Annotated in this window: 14 protein-coding genes; 10 read left to right on the top strand and 4 right to left on the bottom strand. The window is 69.5% G+C overall.

All coding sequences use genetic code 11. The annotated features are described in order from the left end of the window. Window positions 1-28 precede the first annotated feature (28 nt). From ACFC06_RS11300 to ACFC06_RS11270, 7 genes are all read left to right on the top strand, one after another. The gene (locus ACFC06_RS11300; protein ID WP_375929645.1) at window positions 29-1117 is read left to right on the top strand and encodes a DUF3152 domain-containing protein; all 1089 of its coding nucleotides are present in this window, start codon (window positions 29-31) and stop codon (window positions 1115-1117) included. A 103-nt stretch (window positions 1118-1220) separates the two neighbouring features. Then, on the top strand, window positions 1221-2402 hold the full coding sequence (gene moeZ, locus ACFC06_RS11295) for an adenylyltransferase/sulfurtransferase MoeZ (protein ID WP_375929644.1): 1182 nt from the start codon (window positions 1221-1223) through the stop codon (window positions 2400-2402). A gap of 101 nt (window positions 2403-2503) precedes the next feature. Beyond that, window positions 2504-3355, top strand: coding sequence for a TIGR02569 family protein (locus ACFC06_RS11290; RefSeq protein WP_375929643.1), 852 nt, complete (start codon window positions 2504-2506; stop codon window positions 3353-3355). Window positions 3356-3525: 170 nt separating this feature from the next. Further along, window positions 3526-5373, top strand: coding sequence for an SCO2524 family protein (locus ACFC06_RS11285; protein ID WP_375929642.1), 1848 nt, complete (start codon window positions 3526-3528; stop codon window positions 5371-5373). A gap of 4 nt (window positions 5374-5377) precedes the next feature. Then, window positions 5378-6325 carry an SCO2523 family variant P-loop protein gene (locus ACFC06_RS11280; protein WP_375929641.1) on the top strand — a complete coding sequence of 316 codons (948 nt, stop codon included), beginning with the start codon at window positions 5378-5380 and terminating at the stop codon, window positions 6323-6325. Then, complete coding sequence (locus ACFC06_RS11275) at window positions 6325-7329, top strand: SCO2522 family protein (RefSeq protein ID WP_375929640.1); 1005 nt, start codon at window positions 6325-6327, stop codon at window positions 7327-7329. Before ACFC06_RS11280 ends, ACFC06_RS11275 begins: the two co-directional genes overlap by 1 nt. Before the next feature lie 20 nt (window positions 7330-7349). Further along, window positions 7350-8318, top strand: coding sequence for an SCO2521 family protein (locus tag ACFC06_RS11270; RefSeq protein WP_375929639.1), 969 nt, complete (start codon window positions 7350-7352; stop codon window positions 8316-8318). On the opposite strand, the gene ACFC06_RS11265 is transcribed toward ACFC06_RS11270, so the two are convergent. From ACFC06_RS11265 to ACFC06_RS11250, 4 genes are all read right to left on the bottom strand, one after another. Then, window positions 8319-9170: a hypothetical protein gene (locus tag ACFC06_RS11265; protein ID WP_375929638.1), complete on the bottom strand. Its 852-nt coding sequence runs from the start codon at window positions 9168-9170 to the stop codon at window positions 8319-8321. A gap of 26 nt (window positions 9171-9196) precedes the next feature. Next, a complete protein-coding gene (locus ACFC06_RS11260; protein WP_375929637.1) occupies window positions 9197-9754 on the bottom strand; it encodes a GNAT family N-acetyltransferase in 558 nt (185 codons plus the stop codon). Window positions 9755-9923: 169 nt separating this feature from the next. Further along, window positions 9924-11408 (bottom strand): MFS transporter, encoded by a 1485-nt coding sequence (locus ACFC06_RS11255; RefSeq protein ID WP_375929636.1) that lies wholly within the window; start codon window positions 11406-11408, stop codon window positions 9924-9926. Window positions 11409-11581: 173 nt separating this feature from the next. Continuing rightward, window positions 11582-12253 (bottom strand): FadR/GntR family transcriptional regulator, encoded by a 672-nt coding sequence (locus ACFC06_RS11250; protein WP_375929635.1) that lies wholly within the window; start codon window positions 12251-12253, stop codon window positions 11582-11584. A gap of 218 nt (window positions 12254-12471) precedes the next feature. Here ACFC06_RS11250 and ACFC06_RS11245 point away from each other — a divergent pair, with 218 nt between their 5' ends. From ACFC06_RS11245 to nirB, 3 genes are all read left to right on the top strand, one after another. After that, on the top strand, window positions 12472-13647 hold the full coding sequence (locus ACFC06_RS11245) for an MFS transporter (RefSeq protein ID WP_375935386.1): 1176 nt from the start codon (window positions 12472-12474) through the stop codon (window positions 13645-13647). Between the two features lie 275 nt (window positions 13648-13922). After that, entirely contained in the window at window positions 13923-15383 is a 1461-nt protein-coding gene (locus ACFC06_RS11240) for an MFS transporter (RefSeq protein WP_375929634.1), read from the top strand. Between the two features lie 29 nt (window positions 15384-15412). Continuing rightward, complete coding sequence (nirB, locus tag ACFC06_RS11235) at window positions 15413-17950, top strand: nitrite reductase large subunit NirB (protein WP_375929633.1); 2538 nt, start codon at window positions 15413-15415, stop codon at window positions 17948-17950. The last annotated feature ends 58 nt before the right edge of the window (window positions 17951-18008 follow it).

Here is an 18008-nt window from a genome sequence, read left to right as displayed (position 1 = left end):
GGGTTGCGGACTGTGAGAATCTGGTGGGGTGACCGACCGACCGGAACAACCGTCCGGCGGCGGGCGCGATGTCGCTCGCCCCCCGCAATCCACCGAGTCCGGTTCCGAGACGTCGGCGTCAGAGGGGCGGGAACTGCAGGTCTACGACCCGCTGGGGCTGTATCAGCCCGCCGACCGATCCCGCCAGCCGCTGCGGGCCCGCTGGGACCCCACCCAGCCCGACAACGGGCGACCGCGCAGCCCGCAACGCGACGCCAAGAAGCAGAGCGCGATCGGCCGGTTCGTCTCCACCTACGGCTGGCGCGCCTACGCGCTGCCGGTGCTGCTTGCGGTGACCGTGCTGGTGGTCGTCGACGCCGTGCGCGCGGTGCCCATGCCCGCCCCCGCCGACCCCGGCTTCGGCGCGCTGAGCCCGAAGACAGCCCAGTCCGGCATCATCGGCGCCCCGCCCGGTGACGGGAAGTTCCCCGCGGATCTGCCGCTGGGCGCGCTGCCCGACGGCGGCGACTACGTCGAGCGCGCGGCGGGCACCTGGCACATCGTGCCCGGCACCAGCCCGCAGGTCGGTGTCGGCACCGAGCGGGTCTTCCGCTACACCGTCGAGGTCGAGGACGGCATCGACACCGGCCCGTTCGGCGGTGACGCCGCGGTCGCCAAGATGGTCGAGACGACCCTGGCCAATCCCAAGAGCTGGACCCACGACACCAAATTCGGCTTCCAGCGCATCGATACCGGCGAACCCGATTTCCGGCTCTCGCTGACCTCCCGCGACACCACCCGCGCCTCCTGCGGCTTCGAGATCCCGATCGACTCCTCCTGCTACAACGCCGACCTGGACCGCGTGGTGCTCTCGGAGGTGCGCTGGGTGCGCGGCGCGCTGGCCTTCGACGGCGACATCGGCTCCTACCGGCAGTACCAGATCAACCACGAGGTCGGCCACGCCATCGGCTACCACGGCCACCAGCCGTGTGAGACCGACGGTGGGCTGGCGCCGATCATGATGCAGCAGACCTTCGGCACCAGGAACAACGACATCGCCTTGCTCGACCCGCACGGCGTGGTCCCCGCCGACGGCAAGACCTGCCGCTTCAACCCCTGGCCGTACCCGCGAGGCTGACACCCGCGCCGATACGTCACCATGGTGGGGAAGAACCGCGCACCCGGTGACGTTGTCACCACTGCCAGCCCTTCAGTCGCACATCAACACAGGAGCACGTGACGTGTCTATCAACGGGTCTCTCCCGCCGCTGGTCGAACCGGCCGCGGAGCTGACCAAGGACGAGGTCGCCCGCTACAGCCGCCACCTGATCATCCCGGATCTGGGTGTGGACGGGCAGAAGCGGCTCAAGAACGCGAAGGTGCTGGTGATCGGCGCGGGCGGGCTCGGCTCCCCGGCGCTGCTGTACCTGGCCGCGGCCGGAGTCGGCACCCTGGGCATCGTCGAGTTCGACGAGGTCGACATGTCCAATCTGCAGCGTCAGGTCATCCACGGCGAATCCGATATCGGCCGTTCCAAGGCCGACAGCGCCCGCGACTCGATCCTGGAGATCAACTCGGGGATCACCGTCGAGCTGCACAAGATCCGCCTCGAGCCGGACAACGCGGTCGAGTTGTTCCGCCAGTACGACCTCATCGTCGACGGCACCGACAATTTCGCGACCCGCTACCTGGTCAACGACGCCGCCGTGCTGGCGGGCAAGCCGTACGTGTGGGGTTCGATCTACCGCTTCGAGGGTCAGGTCTCGGTGTTCTGGGAGGACGCCCCCGACGGCCGCGGCATCAACTACCGCGACCTGTACCCGGAGGCCCCGCCGCCGGGCATGGTCCCCTCCTGCGCCGAGGGCGGCGTGCTGGGCGTGCTGTGCGCCTCGATCGGCTCGATCATGGTGACCGAGGCGATCAAATTGATCACCGGGATCGGCGAGACGCTGCTGGGCCGTCTGATGGTCTACGACGCGCTGGACATGAACTACCGCACGATCAAGCTGCGCCGCGATCCGGAACGTCAGCCGATCACCGAACTGATCGACTACGAGGCGTTCTGCGGTGTGGTCTCCGAGGAGGGCATGGCCGCCGCGGCCGGCTCGACGATCACCGCCGCCGAGCTGAAGGATCTGCTCGACGCCGACAAGGTGCAGCTGATCGACGTGCGCGAGCCGGTCGAGTGGGACATCGTGCACATCGAGGGCGCGACGCTGATCCCCAAGGACCGCATCCTCTCCGGGGAGGCGCTCTCGGAGCTGCCCCAGCACAAGCCGATCGTGCTGCACTGCAAGACCGGTATCCGTTCGGCCGAGGCGCTGGCGGCGCTCAAGCGCGCCGGGTTCGCCGATGCCACGCATTTGCAGGGCGGGGTCGTGGCCTGGGCCAAACAGGTCGATCCCTCGCTGCCGGTCTACTGATCCACCGCACGACCTCGCCGCTGGTTGCGGCGAGGTCGCAAAGTGGTCAGGGCCAGCGTGGCTTAGGGCTCGCGGGGCGAACCCGGGGTTACGGTACGGCCGTGACCTCAGTCGAACCCCCCGATCATGTGCGCGCCACATTCGGACTTCGCGAAGTGACACCGGTCCCGCTCGGTGACTGGGACGGTGGCTGGCGATTCGGTGACGTGGTGCTGAGTCCGGTGGCCGATCACGCGCGGGCCGCGTGGTCGGCGAAGGTCCGCGAGACGCTCGCGGTCGACGGTCTGCGGGTGGCGCGCCCGGTGCGGGCCACCGACGGCCGGTACGTGGTGTCGGGCTGGCGCGCCGACACCCATGTCGACGGGGCGCCCGAGCCGCGCCACGACGAGGTCGTCTCGGTGTCGCTGCGCCTGCACAAGGCCACCTCCGAGCTGGACCGGCCCCGGTTCCTGGTGCAGCCGCCGGTCGCGCCGTGGGTCGACGTGGACGTGTTCGTCGCCGCCGACCGGGCCGCCTGGGAGACGGTTCCGCTGCGCAGCCTGCGCGCGGGGGGCGTGCCGATCGCGGCCACTCCCGACGGGCAGCGCAGCCTCGAGCTCATCGGGCAGCTGGCGACCCTGCGCAAGCCGATCCGCACCCCGAACCAGCTCGTGCACGGTGATCTGTTCGGCACGGTCCTGTTCGCCGGGGCGCACACCCCCGGCCTCACCGACATCACCCCGTACTGGCGCCCGGCCGCCTGGGCCGCGGGTGTGGTGGTGGTCGACGCGCTGGCCTGGGGCGGCGGGGACGACGGCCTGCTCGACCGCTGGTCGACGCTGCCGGAATGGCCACAGATGCTGTTGCGCGCGTTGATGTTCCGGCTCGCGGTGCACGCGCTGCACCCGCGCTCCACCCCGGAGGCGTTCCCGGGCCTGGCCCGCACCGCCGACATGGTCCGTTTGGCGCTGTAAGGGCGAAATGCGCGCATCGTGACCGATGGGTCTGATGTTGTTTCAAAACCGTTGAGACCCAACGTTTCCTGGGCCCGCGCGTGCTATCTTCATCGAGCATCGCCGCCATGTGTCCTGCGCTGGACCGGGGGACCCGCGCGGCCCGTCACGAGCGGTGAGGATTGCTGCGGGTGAGAATCCAGCCCAGACAACAGATTCTGGACATTTGGAGCGCCATGCTCTCGGCCTGCTACCGGGACGGCACCTGGCACTGGGACGGCGTCCTGGACGCGAACTCGATCAGCGATTCCGAACAGCTGCTGTGCCTGCTCTATCCGGCCACCGAGATCGAGAGCTTCTCGCTGGACCGGCCGGAATCCATGTCCGACGACGTGCGTGAGGTGCTCGGCGCCTTCGGCGGCCCGGCCCGCATCGGCATCACCATGATCGGCCTGCTCGAGGAATACCTGCGCCGCAACACCGACGCCGACGGCACCCCGCGCTTCGACGCGGGCAGCTACCTGCGCCCCGCGGGCGGCGAGCGGCCCACCGAGCAGCAGCTGGCCATCGAAGTGGTGGACAGCTATTCGATGGCGGTGACCCTGTGCCTGGCCGGGCTCGGTTTCGCGCGCGTCTTCGACCGCTGGGCCGACACCGAGCGCCGCACCGACATCAACGACCGCATCGAGGTGCTCGGCGCGGGACTGTCCGACCGGCTGACCCTCGCGATGACCGGCCTGATCCGCAGTTTCGTCGTCAACACCGTCTCGGTGCGATCGTCGTCGGGGCGGGCCATGCTCGCCATGCTCAACCAGTCCGGGGCGCCGGAACGCACTGTCGTGGAGGCGGCGCGGGTCAGCCTGGACCGGGTGCGTTCGCGCCTGCGCACCGACGTGAAGCTGGGCCGCACGCCGCATACCGACTTCGCCGACGACGATCAGCTCTTCGAATGCGGCTGGAGCTGGGGCGTGGTGCAGGACGCCGACCCGGTGGCCTTCGAGGACCGCGAGGTCGCCCAGGTCACCGGCATCGCCGACCCGCGGCCCTACCTGTACTTCACGGTCGTGGCCCTCGACGGCATCAACGACATCCTGTCCCAGCGCACCAGAGAACTCGACCTGCTCAATCCCGAACAGCAGCGCCTGGCCGACGCCCTGCGCCTGCGCTGGGACCTCACCCAGCGCTACTGGTCCACGGTGGCGCGCTTCGGTTCCGGGCGCTGGCCGCTCGAGGACATCCCGTGGCGCACCTCCGACGGCGAGGAATCCGACTACTTCTCGCTGATCGTGTCGGCAGTGCTCATCCAGGAACTCATCGCCCGCACCGCCTCCGACGACGACCTCACCCGCGCGGTCGCCATCTTCGACGAGCTGTCGCGGCGCGGCCGGATCAAGAGCAGGCCCACCAAGGCCGACCCGGCGGTGGCCCTGCACGACCCCGGCGTGCGGATGGTGCTGCGCGGCACCGAGAAGGTCGACGGCGGTGGGCCGCAACTGGAATGGATCGTCTCCGACTTCGCCACCGTACTGCTCAAGCGCGCGTTGCAGGCCGCCCAGCTCTCCGGCAACATCGCCGCGCGCGACCAGCTGATGGAACTGGCCAAGACCGTGATGGACCACCTGGACCGCCGGGTGATCGCCGAGGGCGAGGCGCGCGGGCTCTGGGACGATCCGGCGGTGATCTTCGGCGGCACCCACCGCGACCGGCCCTCCTGGTACCTCACCGAGCGGATGGTGGAGTGCCTGGTGGCCGCCGACCGCACCTTCCGCGAGACCCCGCTGCGCTCGACCGCCATGGTCAACCGCGCCGTCGAGATCCTCAACGAGGCAGAGCATCTACTCAATCAGGAGATGCTCGAGGTGAGCATCTCCGACTCCTCGGCCAACCGCCTGTCGCTGGACCTGATCGAGCAGCAGCTCGGCCGGGCCCGCGCGCTGATCAACACCCAGCCGGGCACCTCGTTCACGCTGGCCTCGGCGGCCCTGATCGAGCTGGACCGCCTGGCCTTCGCGCGCTCCGATGCGATGAGGAGTATCTGAACCGATGATCGTGTTCGCCACGTCCGACAAGGGCGGGACCGGCCGGTCGGTCACCAGCTGCAACCTGGCCTACCGCCTCGGGATGCGCGGGATGAGCACCGCCTACGTGGATTTCGACTTCGGTTCGCCGACCGCGGGCGCGCTGTTCGAGATCAGCGCGGTGGAGCGCGGCGCCACCCAGGGCCGGGGTCTGCACGCGTATCTGCGCGGCGAGATCAGCGATCCGCAGCGCCTGGACGTGCGCGCCGCCACCGATCGCGACGCGCTGCGCAGCCAGCGTTCCCGCGGCGGCAAGCTGGTGCTGCTGCCCGGTGACGAAGGTGGCGGCGAGGCGATGGAGGCCAACAACCCGGCCGTGGTGCGCCGCTGTGTGGACCTGCTGCTGGAACTGGACGCGGCGTTCAAGGTGGTGATCGTCGACCTGAGTTCGGGTCGCTCGGTGGCCATGCAGATCGCGCTCGAGGCCACCGCGCCCAAGTACATGCCCGACAAGCAGGTGTGCTGGCTGCTGTTCCACCGCTGGACGCGTCAGCACATCGTGGCCGCGCACGGTCTGGTCCGCGGGCCCAAGGGCCTGCTGAGCACCGCGACCACCGACCTCGGCGGTCGCCCGCTCTACACCGAGGACGAACTGCTGCAACGCATCCGGTTCGTGCGCACCGCGGTGCCCTCGCTGCTGGACCAGTCCGCGGCGGCCAGCGGACCGCAGGCCGCCTGGCTGCTGCGCCAGGACGCCGCGCTGCGCTCGCTCGCCGCCGAATACCGCCTCGGTCAGGGCTCGCTGCTGGGGGACACCCCGGTCGAGCCGGTGTTGCAGTGGCGTGAGCAGATCATCCTCGACGCCGATGTCAGCGCCGGGATCGCCAACCGGGAGACCGTGGACGCCTTCGAGGGGCTGGCCAGGAAACTGGTCGACCCCGACACCTGGGTACCGATCGACAGGCGGAGCTGATGGACTCGTTGTTCCAGGAGGCGACGGCGGCCACCCGGGTGGAATCGGTGGCCATGTCGCATGTCTCGCTCGAGGTCGGGCACTTCTCGATGGACGAGCTGGCCAACCGGCCCGACGCGATCCGCGCCCAGTTCCAGCGGGTCGCACCCCTGGTGAACGCGTTCACCGAGATCGCCCGCGACGAGTTCGCCGAGCGCGCGGGCGGGCGCTCGCGGGTGCGGGTGAGCACCTGTTTCCTCGTCGACGACTACTTCCGCGGCGGCACCGATCCGCGCGAGATCCTGCCCGGCTTCCTCGGGATAGCGGAGGAATGCGGCATCCGGATCGACTATCTCGGCCGCGAATCCGGGTGCGCGACGGTGCCGCGCCGCGACGGCAGCGGCAGCGCGATCGAGCTCGCCCAGGTGGTCGCGGACATGGTGGTCGCCGAACCGCTCGAGGACTACACCGGCCGCAGGCCGCCGACCAGCGAACTCGGCTGGCTGGCCAACGGCCGCCGCTCCAGCGACGACGAACGCCGCGAGGCCATGGACCTGCGCGACTACGAACCGCCGCAGGAACTGAGCAGGCGCAACCACTCGATCTTCCTCGACGTGGAGATGTGGCGGCGCGAACCCGACCGCGAGGACCGGTACTGGTCGTGCCCGTTCCTGGCCTCGGTCTGGCAGTTGCTGCGGCTGGGCATGGTGCGTTTCGAGGGCAGGCGGGTCGCCGAGCCCGCGGACTTCCGCGACTGGCGCGCCCAGGAGTGGCCCGACACCTGGGCGCTGCTGCCCTCGGTCATGCAACTGCACGACGCGGCGCCCTTCGCGGCCTTCCGGTCGATGTCGGTGCTGCCGAAACGCTATCTGGGCATCGAACATTCGGTGCAGCAGATCCTGGACCACCTCGACATCGATGCCGGCGTCACCGCCGTCTACGCCCAGCGCGCGCAGGAGAACCGGATCACCCCGACCGACCGGATCAGCGAGCGGCTCGCGCACTATTTCCTCTGCGCCGAGTGAGCGGCCAGTACGCTGCAACGATGGAACCGCACCCTCCGGTGTCGGCGGTGCTCGGCGAGGTACGCACCGCCCTGCTTCCCGAATCCGCCGCGCTGAGCCGTGGTTCGGCCGCCGAGCTGATGGCGCTGGTGCACGGGCGGCCGGTGCGCTCGCGGGAACGTCCGGTGATCTGGGCGCAGTCGCCGGTGGTGGTGGAGGGCATCGACTGCCGCTTCGCCACCCCGGATCAGCGCCGGGTCAGGGCGGTGGGCACCGTCGCCGCGCGGGCCTCGGTGGTCGGCGGGCGGATCATGCAGAGCTCGGCGCACAGCACGGTGGTGCCCGCGACCTCGGACCGGCGGCAGAAGTGGGTGCACTATCTGGGCAGGCCCGGGGTCGCCGAGGTGCTCACCCGGGTGCCCGCGAGTCTCGGCGCGGAACTGACCGCGGGCTTTCTCGCGGTGCGGGATTCGGCCACCGACACCTTCGACCCCGGCGCGGTCGCCGCGCGGCTGGCCACCCGGGTCCGGCGCAACCCGATGCTCGACCAGAACCCGCCGCTGCACACCCCGACCACCCGGCTGCGCTGGGCGGCGCGGGTGGAAGCGGGCAGCGCGGCCACCATGACGATGACGCTGCACCCCGGCGAACTGCGCACCGCCGACTTCGTCGTCGGCGACCTCGCCGAACTGGCCGCGGTCCCGGCCTTCTGCGACGACCTGGCCCTGCACGACTGGCTGCTGACCGTGCTCACCGAGGTGATCGACGAGGCCGAGATGTACGAACTCTCGCGCACTCCGGTGGACCAGGTGATCAGCCCACTGCTCGAACACCTGGTCTACCTGTGGATGCCGGGCTCGTCCACGCCGCCGCCGCTGCGCGGGCTGTGGGACGTGCTCGAGGCCGATCCGGGGTTCAGCAGGCAGTGGCACGCCAGGGTCGGGCAGCTGCGCGACCGGCTCGCGGTGGCCACCCTGGCCGCGCTGAACCGGGTGAGCACCGTCTGGTGATCACAGCCGGAACAGCTGACGCACCAGCAGCGCGAAGAACACCGAGATCGACACGATGCCGGTGTAGGCCTCCACGGTGAGGATCACCCGCGCCAGCGTGCCCGTGGTCTCCACATCCTGGTAGCCCAGCGGATTCAGGAAGCTGATGAACCCCAGATACATAGCGATCCCGACGCTGGTCTGCGAGGTGGCCACCACCGCGAGGGTGAACAGCGCGATCTGCGCGGCGATCCAGCCCAGCAGCCGGAACGGGCGATAGCCGTAGCCGCACAGCAGATCCGAGGTGCGGCCGAGCACGCGGCCGCGCCGGGTCGGATGGGCCAGGGTGCGGGCCCTGGCCTGGCTCAGCCCGCAGCGGTCCTGGCCGCGGAAGTCCTCGGTCACGGTGTGCAGGCGATAGGCCTGGCGGAAGGCCAGTGCCGCGTGGGCGGGCAGCCGGGCACGCAGCAGGTGCTCGCCGATCTCCTCGTAGACCTCGGCGAGCAGGGTGTCCTGGGTGCGGCTCAGGCGCAGCGGGCCGCGCGTCTCCACCTCGGCGGCGAACAGCGCGCTCAGGGTGGTGACCAGTTGCAGGTCCTCGCCCGCGGTGCGCAGCCGGGCCGGGTCGGCGGCGCCGTAGAGGTGGCCGAAGACCAGGCTGTCCCCGGCGCGACGGCTCGTGGGCGGGGTGTAGCTGAGCAGGATGGACTCGACCTGGTGGTTGAAACCGTCGAGCAGTTCGTGTTCGTCGGCCGCGCCGTCACCGCGCCGGAACTCGGCGATCTCGGCGGCGAAGGCGTCGGCGTGGCGGTGGATCAGGTTGGTCTTGGCGGCGACGAAATCACTGAGCTGTCGCTGTTCGGCGTATTCCATGCTCTTCCCCCGGTTCTCCTCGCGCGCTAGCCACCCGGCGGCGCGTGCCCGCCCTTGCGCCAGCGCGGATCCCAGCGGTCCACCGGCGGCCAGCGATCGGGGGTGGGCGCGAGCCAGTGCACCAGCAGTTCACGGGGTTCCCCCGCCCCGAAGTACTGGTCCTCGTAGCCGGCCCAGGTGAACCCCGATTCCTTGTACAGATTCGCCGCGGGCGCGTTCGACGGGCGCACCGTGATGAACACCGCGTCCACCGCACCGGCCCGGCATCCCGCCACCGCGCGGTCGAGCAGCAGCCGCCCCAGGCCGCGCCCCCGGCAGTGCGCCGCCACGGCCAGCCCGATCAGCCAGGCGCTGCGGGCGGGCCCGACCGCGACGAGCGCGTAGCCACACACCACGCCGCCCAGATCGGCCACCACCCAGTGCGATCCGTGCACGTCGAACAGCTGGCGCAGCGCGAAGTACGGGTAGGCGAGTGGCTCGAATTCGCTGGATTCCAGTGCGGCGATGGCGGGCAGGTCGTCGACGACGGCAGACCGGAACACCGGTTCGGTCACCCTGTCCGAGATGTCCAACGATCCGCTCACCTCTGCCGCCCCGACGCAACGTCCACCTCCAGGGTAAGGGCAGCGTCGGTGGTGAGGCCATAAACCAGCGCGAAAAGCGTTGTCACACAGTGTGGTACTGGTCGTGACAGCCGAAAGCCACGTCCGGAGAGGAGGTTCCGGACGTGGCTTTCGGTGTGGGGAACAGGGATCAGACTCCCGCGTAGGCCAGGGACGGCACCCGGTCGGTGGCGAAGCCGGTGCGCAGGTAGCACCACCAGGTCACCGCGGCCATCACCAGGAACACCGCCGCGTAGGCCCAGAACGCGGGAACCATGGTGTGCAGGTGCACATTCGACAGCCGCAGCGCCTGCTGCACGACGAAGCCGCCCGCCGCGCCGACCGCGCCGATGACACCGATCGCCGCACCGGCCTGCCGCTTGGCCGAGATGAGCGCCTCGGCGGCGTCCATCCCGTGCTCGGCGGCGTACTTCTTGGCGGTGGCGTTGAAGATCGACGGGATCATCCGGTAGGTCGAGCCGTTGCCGATGCCCGCCAGCACGAACAGCGCCAGGAACCCGGCCAGGTAGAGCGGGAAGCTCTTCAGCTCGACCGCGAGCACGATGAACGCCACCGCGACCGCCATCCCGCCGAAGACGTAGACGGTGATCTTGGCGCCGCCGCCGACCTTGTCGGCCACCCAGCCACCGAACGGACGGCTGAACGAGCCCACCAGCGCGCCCAGGAAGGCCAGGTTGCCCAGGGTGGTGATCCAGCCGATCGAGGCCAGCTCGGGGAAGGTCGCCTTGATCAGGGTGGGGAAGGCGAAGGAGAAGCCGATGAACGAACCGAAGGTGCCGATGTAGAGGAAGGCCATCACCCAGGTGTGCCGGTTGGTCAGGGCCAGCTTGTAGGACCGCCCGTCGGACTTGGCCTCGGCGACCGAATCCATGAAGTACAGCGCGCCCAGCGTCGCCACCGCGATGAACGGCAGCCAGAACAGCACGGCCAGGGTGATGCCGAAGCGGTAGCCGCCGGCGTCCTTGGCCATGATGTGGGTGCCCAGGGTGATCAGCAGCGGCACGATCAGCTGGGTCTGCGCGACACCGAGATTGCCGCCCGCGGCATTGAGGCCCAGCGCCGCGCCCTTCTTGCCCTCCGGGAAGAAGAACGAGATATTGGCCATCGACGAGGAGAAGTTACCGCCGCCGACACCGGCCAGCGAGGCCAGCACGAGGAACACCCACAGCGGCGTGCCCGGCTGGTTGACGAAATAGAGGATGCCCAGCGCCGGGAAGAACAGCATCGCCGCGCTGAATGCCGTGAACGCGCGCCCACCGAATTTCGGCACCGCGAAGGTGTAGGGGATGCGCAGGGCGGCACCGACCAGGGTGGGCACCGAGGTGAGCAGCAGGGCGTTGCCGACCGCGGTGGGATCGCCCTTGCCCAGCCCGGCCAGGAAGGTGAACCCGGCCGAGCCCATGGCGGTGACGATGGAACCCCAGATCACCCAGATGCTGAAGCCCAGATTCTCGGCGAACACCGAGAACCACAGGTTCTTGCGGGCGGTCTGTTTGCCGCCCGCCTCCCAGAACGCCGGGTCGTCGGGGTTCCACTGGGTCAGCCAGCGGCCCTTGCGCTGATAGTCGAAGGACGGGGCTTCCGTCGCTGTGCCGGTGGCGGCGATCGCGGTCATCGGCTTCCTCTCGATCGGGCTCGACAGCGCCACATCGCTTTTCGGGGGAGTGCGATGCCGCTGTCTGCGGGGTCGAGTCAACGGTAGGAGCCGGTTGTTGCGTGCCCGTGGCCTCAGGTGACGTTCCCGCCAACTCGACCTCACCGCGCGATCCGGGCGCGGTGACCGATCGGTTACCTGTCGGGATACTCGGCCAGCAGCGACCCGAGGAAGCAGCGGGTGGCCTGCATGGCCCGCTCGGCGTCACCGTCGATGACGGCCTGCACGAGCTCGGCGTGCTCGGTGTCGTAGGCGTCGTCGGAGCGCGCGGTCCGCGCGTGGATGGCCTGCTCGATGATCGGCAGCAGCGAGTCGTAGAACTCCAGATACACCGCGTTGTGGCTGGCGACCACGATCGCGCGGTGCAGTTCCACATCGGCGGCGATGGCCACCGGGTCCGGCGCGGACCAGTCGCGATCGCTGCGCTCGGCCAGCAGGCGGCGCAGGGTGGCGATGTCGGCGTCGTCGCGGCGGCGCGCGGCCAGCCCGGCGGCGGTGGTGTCGAGGGCCTGACGCAGTTCGAGGATGTCGCGTTGCTGGGCGTCGGCGAAGTACTTGGCCAGGGTGCCGCCCACCTCGGAGGTGGCGATCACATAGGTCCCCGAGCCCTGGCGGCGTTCGAGCATGCCCGCGTGCACGAGCGCCTGGACGGCCTCGCGCACGGTATTGCGCCCGGTCCCGGTGAGCTCGGTGAGCTCGGGTTCGGTGGGGATGCGCCGGCCCACGGGCCAACGGCCGGAACGGATTTCGGCCCGAAGCTGCTCGGTGACCTGGGCGATGAGGCTGGTTCGCCGGACGGGTTGCACGTCAGCAAGACTACTGGCCCGCTTCCGCGCGTACTTCTGCTCACAGTCGCTTGGCTTTGGTCATCGGGTCATCCTATGATTTCTCGGTGCCGCCACTCCACGAATCCGTCACCGCCCCGCAGCTGCGCGACCCCGAGCCGGAGGTCGTGGCCGACGAGGGGCGGATCAGTCGCCGCTCGTTGATCGAGGGGCGGCTGCTGGTTCTCGCGGCGATCGTCATGTCCGCGCTCACCCTGCGCGCCGCCGTCACCGCGTTCAGTCCGCTGGCCGAGAGCATCGGGGCCGATGTCGGGTACGGGACGGCGGTCGTCGGGGTGTTCGGCATGTTGCCGACCGTCATGTTCGGGTTCGCGGGGCTGCTCACGCCGATACTGGTGCGCCGCTTCGGGCTCGAGCGCACGGTGCTGCTGGCCATGCTGCTGGCCGGGACCGGGTCGCTGACGCGGGCCTTCGCCCACGGCACGGGGGAGCTGCTGGCGTTCTCGGCGGTGGTGCTGCTCGGTATGGGCATCGGCAATGTGGTGATCCCGCCGCTGGTCAAGCGCTATTTCGCCGACCGGCTCGCCGCGATCAGCTCGCTCTACATCGTCATGGTGCAGCTGAGCACCGTCATCCCCGCGTTCGTCGCGGTGCCGCTCGAGCAGGCGCACGGCTGGCGCATCTCGCTGGGCGTGTGGGCCCTGGTCGGCTTCGCCGCCGCGGTGCCGTGGCTGTTCGTGCTGCGTGATCGCGAGGGCCGCGACAAGCACGATGTCACCGCGCTGCCCGCCGAATCCCACGCCGCCGCCACCGCCATCTGGCGCTCGCCGCTGGCCTGGGGCATGGCCGCCATGTTCGGCATGACCTCGCTGACCACCTACGCCATCTTCGCCTGGCTGCCCAAGATCCTGTCCGACGCGGGCGCGAGCGCCGGCTTCGGCGGCAGCATGGTCGGGCTGTTCGCGCTGATGGGCCTGATCCCGGCGCTGGGCGCGCCGACCGTGGTCTCGCGCATGCGCAACCCGTTCCCCGTGGTGGTCGGCTGTGTGGTGCTGTTCGTCGCCGCCTTCGCCGGGCTGCTGATCGCGCCGATGGGCGCCCCGGTGCTCTGGGTGATCCTGCTGGGTCTGGGCCCGAGCACCTTCCCGATGGCACTGACCCTGATCAACCTGCGCACCCGCACCCCACAGGGTTCGGCCGCGCTCTCGGGCTTCACCCAGGGCGTCGGATACGCGCTGGCCAGCGTGGGCCCGCTGCTGTTCGGCATGCTGCACAGCTGGACCGGCGGCTGGCTGATCCCGTTCGAGATGCTCGGCGTCGCGCTGGTGATCCTGCTGATCGGCGCCTGGCAGGCGTGCAAGCCGCGCATGCTCGAGGACTGCCCGCCGTTCCGGTTCGGCGCGCGCGCGAAGTAATCGGCCGGACAACCGGGCAACTCACCTTTCGAGTTGCCCGGTTGTGCGTTCCGGGCAATGCTGTGTAGGTCACACCCTCACGCGGGCTGTACGCGAAATTCCGCTGCTTCCTTACCTGCGGAAATCGTTGTGTCACATGCCGGAAACAAACGACACGATCTCACCCCGATTCCCCGCGAATGGTGAGAAACCGTTGATTCGCGCGACATTTCCCGCAGCATTTCGGCAATACCGATTTCCTACCGTTGGGCCATCGCACTTTTGGGAGGCCCAACTTGAGCACGCTGAAGCGTAACCACGACATCGAGCACTGGGATGCCGAAGATGTCGCGGCCTGGGAGGCCGGCGGCAAGGACATCGCCAAGCGCAACCTGATCTGGTCGGTGATCGCCGAGCACGTCGGGTTCTCGGTGTGGTCGATCTGGTCGGTGATGGTGCTGTTCATGCCGACCGACAAGTTCGGCATCGACGCGGCGGGCAAGTTCTTCCTCGTCGCCATGCCGACGCTGGTCGGCGGGTTCCTGCGCATCCCCTACACCGTGGCCACCGCCCGCTTCGGCGGCCGCAACTGGACGATCTTCAGCGCGCTGCTGCTGCTGGTGCCGCTGCTGCTGACGCTGTACTTCGTCACCCAGCCGGGCACCTCGTACACGACCTTCCTGATCGTGGCCGCGTTCGCCGGTGTCGGTGGTGGCAACTTCGCCTCCTCGATGACCAATATCAACGCCTTCTACCCGCAGCGGCTCAAGGGCTGGGCGCTGGGCATGAACGCGGGCGGCGGCAATATCGGCGTGCCGGTGATCCAGCTGCTCGGCCTGCTGGTGCTGGTCACCCTCGGCGGCGACTACGCCTACCTCATCTGCGCGATCTACCTGGTCTTCGTCGGTCTCACCGCGGTCGGCGCCGCGCTGTACATGGACAACCTGACCAACCAGAAGGCCGACCTGTCCTACATGGGCAAGGCCCTGCGGGTGCCGCAGTCGTGGGTGATCGCCTTCCTCTACATCGGCACCTTCGGTTCGTTCATCGGCTACAGCTTCGCCTTCGGCCAGATCCTGCAGATCAGCTTCAAGGCCGGTGGCGACACCGCCGCCCAGGCCGCGATCCACGCCGCCTCGATCGCCTTCATCGGCCCGCTGCTGGGCTCGCTGGCCCGCCCCTACGGCGGCAAGATGGCCGACCGCGTCGGCGGCAGCCGGGTCGCGCTGGGCACCTTCGGCGCCATGATGGCCGCCACGCTGATCGTCATCGCCGCCTCGACCATGGCCGACCGCAACAACGGGGTCGCCTCCGGCGCCACCATGACCGTGCTGGTCATCGGCTTCATCGCCCTGTTCGTCCTGTCCGGTTTCGGCAACGGTGCCGTCACCAAGATCATCCCGTCGGTGTTCGAGGCCAAGTCCAAGAGCCTGCCGGGCACACGCGCCGAACAGGCCGCCTGGTCGCAGAACGCCGGTGGCGCGCTGATCGGATTCGTCGGCGCGATCGGCTCGCTGGGTGGTGTCGGCATCAACATGGTGCTGCGCAGCTCCTACGCCAGCACCTCCTCGGCCACCACCGCGTTCTGGGTGTTCCTGGTGTTCTACGTGGTCTGCGCGGCCGTCACCTGGACGGTGTTCCTGCGCCGTCCGCGTCTGTCCCCGTCCTCCGACTCCGATGTGGTGGTCGAGGCCGAGTCCCTGGTCCTCGAGGCCGAAAACAACGCTTCGTCGGCCAATACGTCGGCTCGCCGCTGACAACCGACCATCACAAGGAGGTCCCTCCCATGAACAGCACTCGCAAAACAGTCGTCGTGGTCGGCCACGGCATGGTCGGACACCGTTTCGTCGAAGCCCTGCGCGCCCGCGACGAGGCCGGCCAGTGGCAGGTCGTCATCCTCTCCGAGGAGAAGCTGCCCGCCTACGACCGCGTCGGCCTGTCCTACTACGTCGGCGCCTGGGACCCGTCCGCGCTGGCGCTGCCCGGCAACGAGTACGCCGGTGACGACCTGGTCGACCTGCGACTGGGCCAGCGCGGCGCCGCGATCGACCGCGCGGCCAAGACCGTCACCAGCTCCACCGGCGAGGTGATCTCCTACGACGCGCTGGTCATGGCGACCGGCTCCTACGCCTTCGTGCCGCCGGTGCCCGGCCACGACCTGCCCGAATGCTTCGTCTACCGCACCATCGAGGACCTCGACGGCATCCGGGCCGCGGCCGAGGCCGCCGGTCCCGGCGCGCACGGCGTGGTCGTCGGCGGTGGTCTGCTCGGCCTGGAGGCGGCCAACGCGCTGCGCCTGATGGGCATGACCCCGCACGTGGTCGAGTTCGCGCCCCGCCTGATGCCCGCCCAGATCGACGACGGCGGCAGCTCGGTGCTGGAGAAGCTCGTCGCCGACCTCGGCCTGAACGTGCACACCGGCGTTGGCACGGCCAACATCGAGCAGGCCGACGGCGGGCTGAAGGTGACCCTGTCCGACGAGTCGGTGATCGACGCCTCGCTGCTGGTGTTCTCCGCCGGTGTCCGCCCGCACGACGCGGTCGCCCGGGAAGCGGGCCTCGAGCTGGGCGCGCGCGGCGGCATCCTCACCGACCTGTCCATGGTCACCTCCGACCCCGACATCTACGCCGTCGGTGAGTGCGCGGCCATCGAGGGGGTCTGCTACGGCCTGGTGGCCCCCGGTTACACCACCGCCGAGATCGTCGCCGACCGCCTGCTGGGCGGCGAGGGCGAGTTCCCCGGCGCCGACATGTCCACCAAGCTGAAGCTGATGGGCGTCGACGTGGCCTCCTTCGGTGACGCGCACGCCACCACCGAGGGCGCGCTGTCGGTGGTCCTGCACGACGCGGCCAAGGGCACCTACGCCAAGCTGGTCGTCTCCGACGACGCGCAGACCCTGCTCGGCGGCATCCTGGTCGGCGACGCCACCGCCTACGCGGCGTTGCGCCCGCTGGTCGGTCGGCCGCTGCCCGCCGACCCGGCCTCGCTGATCTCCCCGGCCGGTGCCGAGCTCGGCGCCGACGCGCTGCCCGACGACGCCCAGATCTGTTCCTGCAACAACGTCGACAAGGGCTCGATCTGCGGCGCGATCGCCGAGGGCGCCTGCGATATCGCCCAGGTCAAGAGCTGCACCAACGCCGGTACCTCCTGCGGTGGCTGTGTGCCGATGATCAAGAAGCTGCTCGAGCAGTCCGGCGTGGCGATGTCCAAGGCGCTGTGCGAGCACTTCGAGCAGTCGCGCGCCGAACTGTTCGACATCGTCGCCGTCACCGGCATCCGCACCTTCTCCGAGCTGATCGTCAAGCACGGCAAGGGCACCGGCTGCGACATCTGCAAGCCGACCGTCGCCTCCATCCTGGCCTCGACCTCGAGCGATCACATCCTCGAGGGCGAGCAGGCCGCGCTGCAGGACACCAACGACCACTTCCTGGCCAACCTGCAGAAGAACGGCACCTACTCGGTGGTGCCCCGGATGCCCGGTGGTGAGGTCACCGCCGAGCAGCTGATCGTGATCGGCGAGGTCGCCAAGGAGTTCGGCCTCTACGTCAAGGTCACCGGTGGCCAGCGCATCGACCTGTTCGGCGCCACCGTCGACCAGCTGCCCCCGATCTGGCAGCGCCTGGTGGACGCGGGCATGGAGTCCGGGCACGCCTACGGCAAGTCGCTGCGCACGGTCAAGAGCTGCGTCGGGTCCACCTGGTGCCGCTACGGCCAGCAGGACTCGGTCGGCATGGCCGTGCTGCTGGAGAAGCGCTACCGGGGTCTGCGCTCGCCGCACAAGATCAAGCTGGCGGTGTCGGGTTGCGCGCGCGAATGCGCCGAGGCCCGCGGCAAGGACGTCGGCGTGATCGCCACCGAGCACGGCTGGAACCTCTACGTCGGCGGCAACGGCGGCCTGACCCCCAAGCATGCGGTGCTGCTGGCCGGCGAGCTCGACGACGAGACGCTGATCAAGTACATCGACCGCTACCTGATGTTCTACATCCGCACCGCCGACCGCCTGCAGCGCACCGCGCCCTGGCAGGAGGCTCTCGAGGGTGGCATGGACTACCTCAAGGCCGTCGTCTGCGAGGACAGCCTGGGCATCGCCGACGACCTCGAGGCCGCCATGGCCAAGCACGTCGAGGGCTACAAGGACGAGTGGGCCGCGGTGCTCGAGGACGAGAACAAGCTCTCGCGCTTCGTCTCCTTCGTCAATGCCCCTGACGAAACCGACCCCACGATCTCGTTCGACGACAGCGGCGAGCGCAAGGTTCCCGTGCTCCTGGGCCTGCCCCCCATGCCCGTGGGTGTTGGGTCCGACACAGCAGCAGCCGGGAAATAAGCGCTTAACCCTGCGGAAACAGGGCGCCTGTACCAATGAGTAAGGCGTTCGGAGGAGG

This window comes from Nocardia sp. NPDC056064 (assembly GCF_042266925.1).
GTDB lineage: Bacteria > Actinomycetota > Actinomycetes > Mycobacteriales > Mycobacteriaceae > Nocardia.
This window is presented reverse-complemented; position numbering and strand designations above follow the sequence as displayed.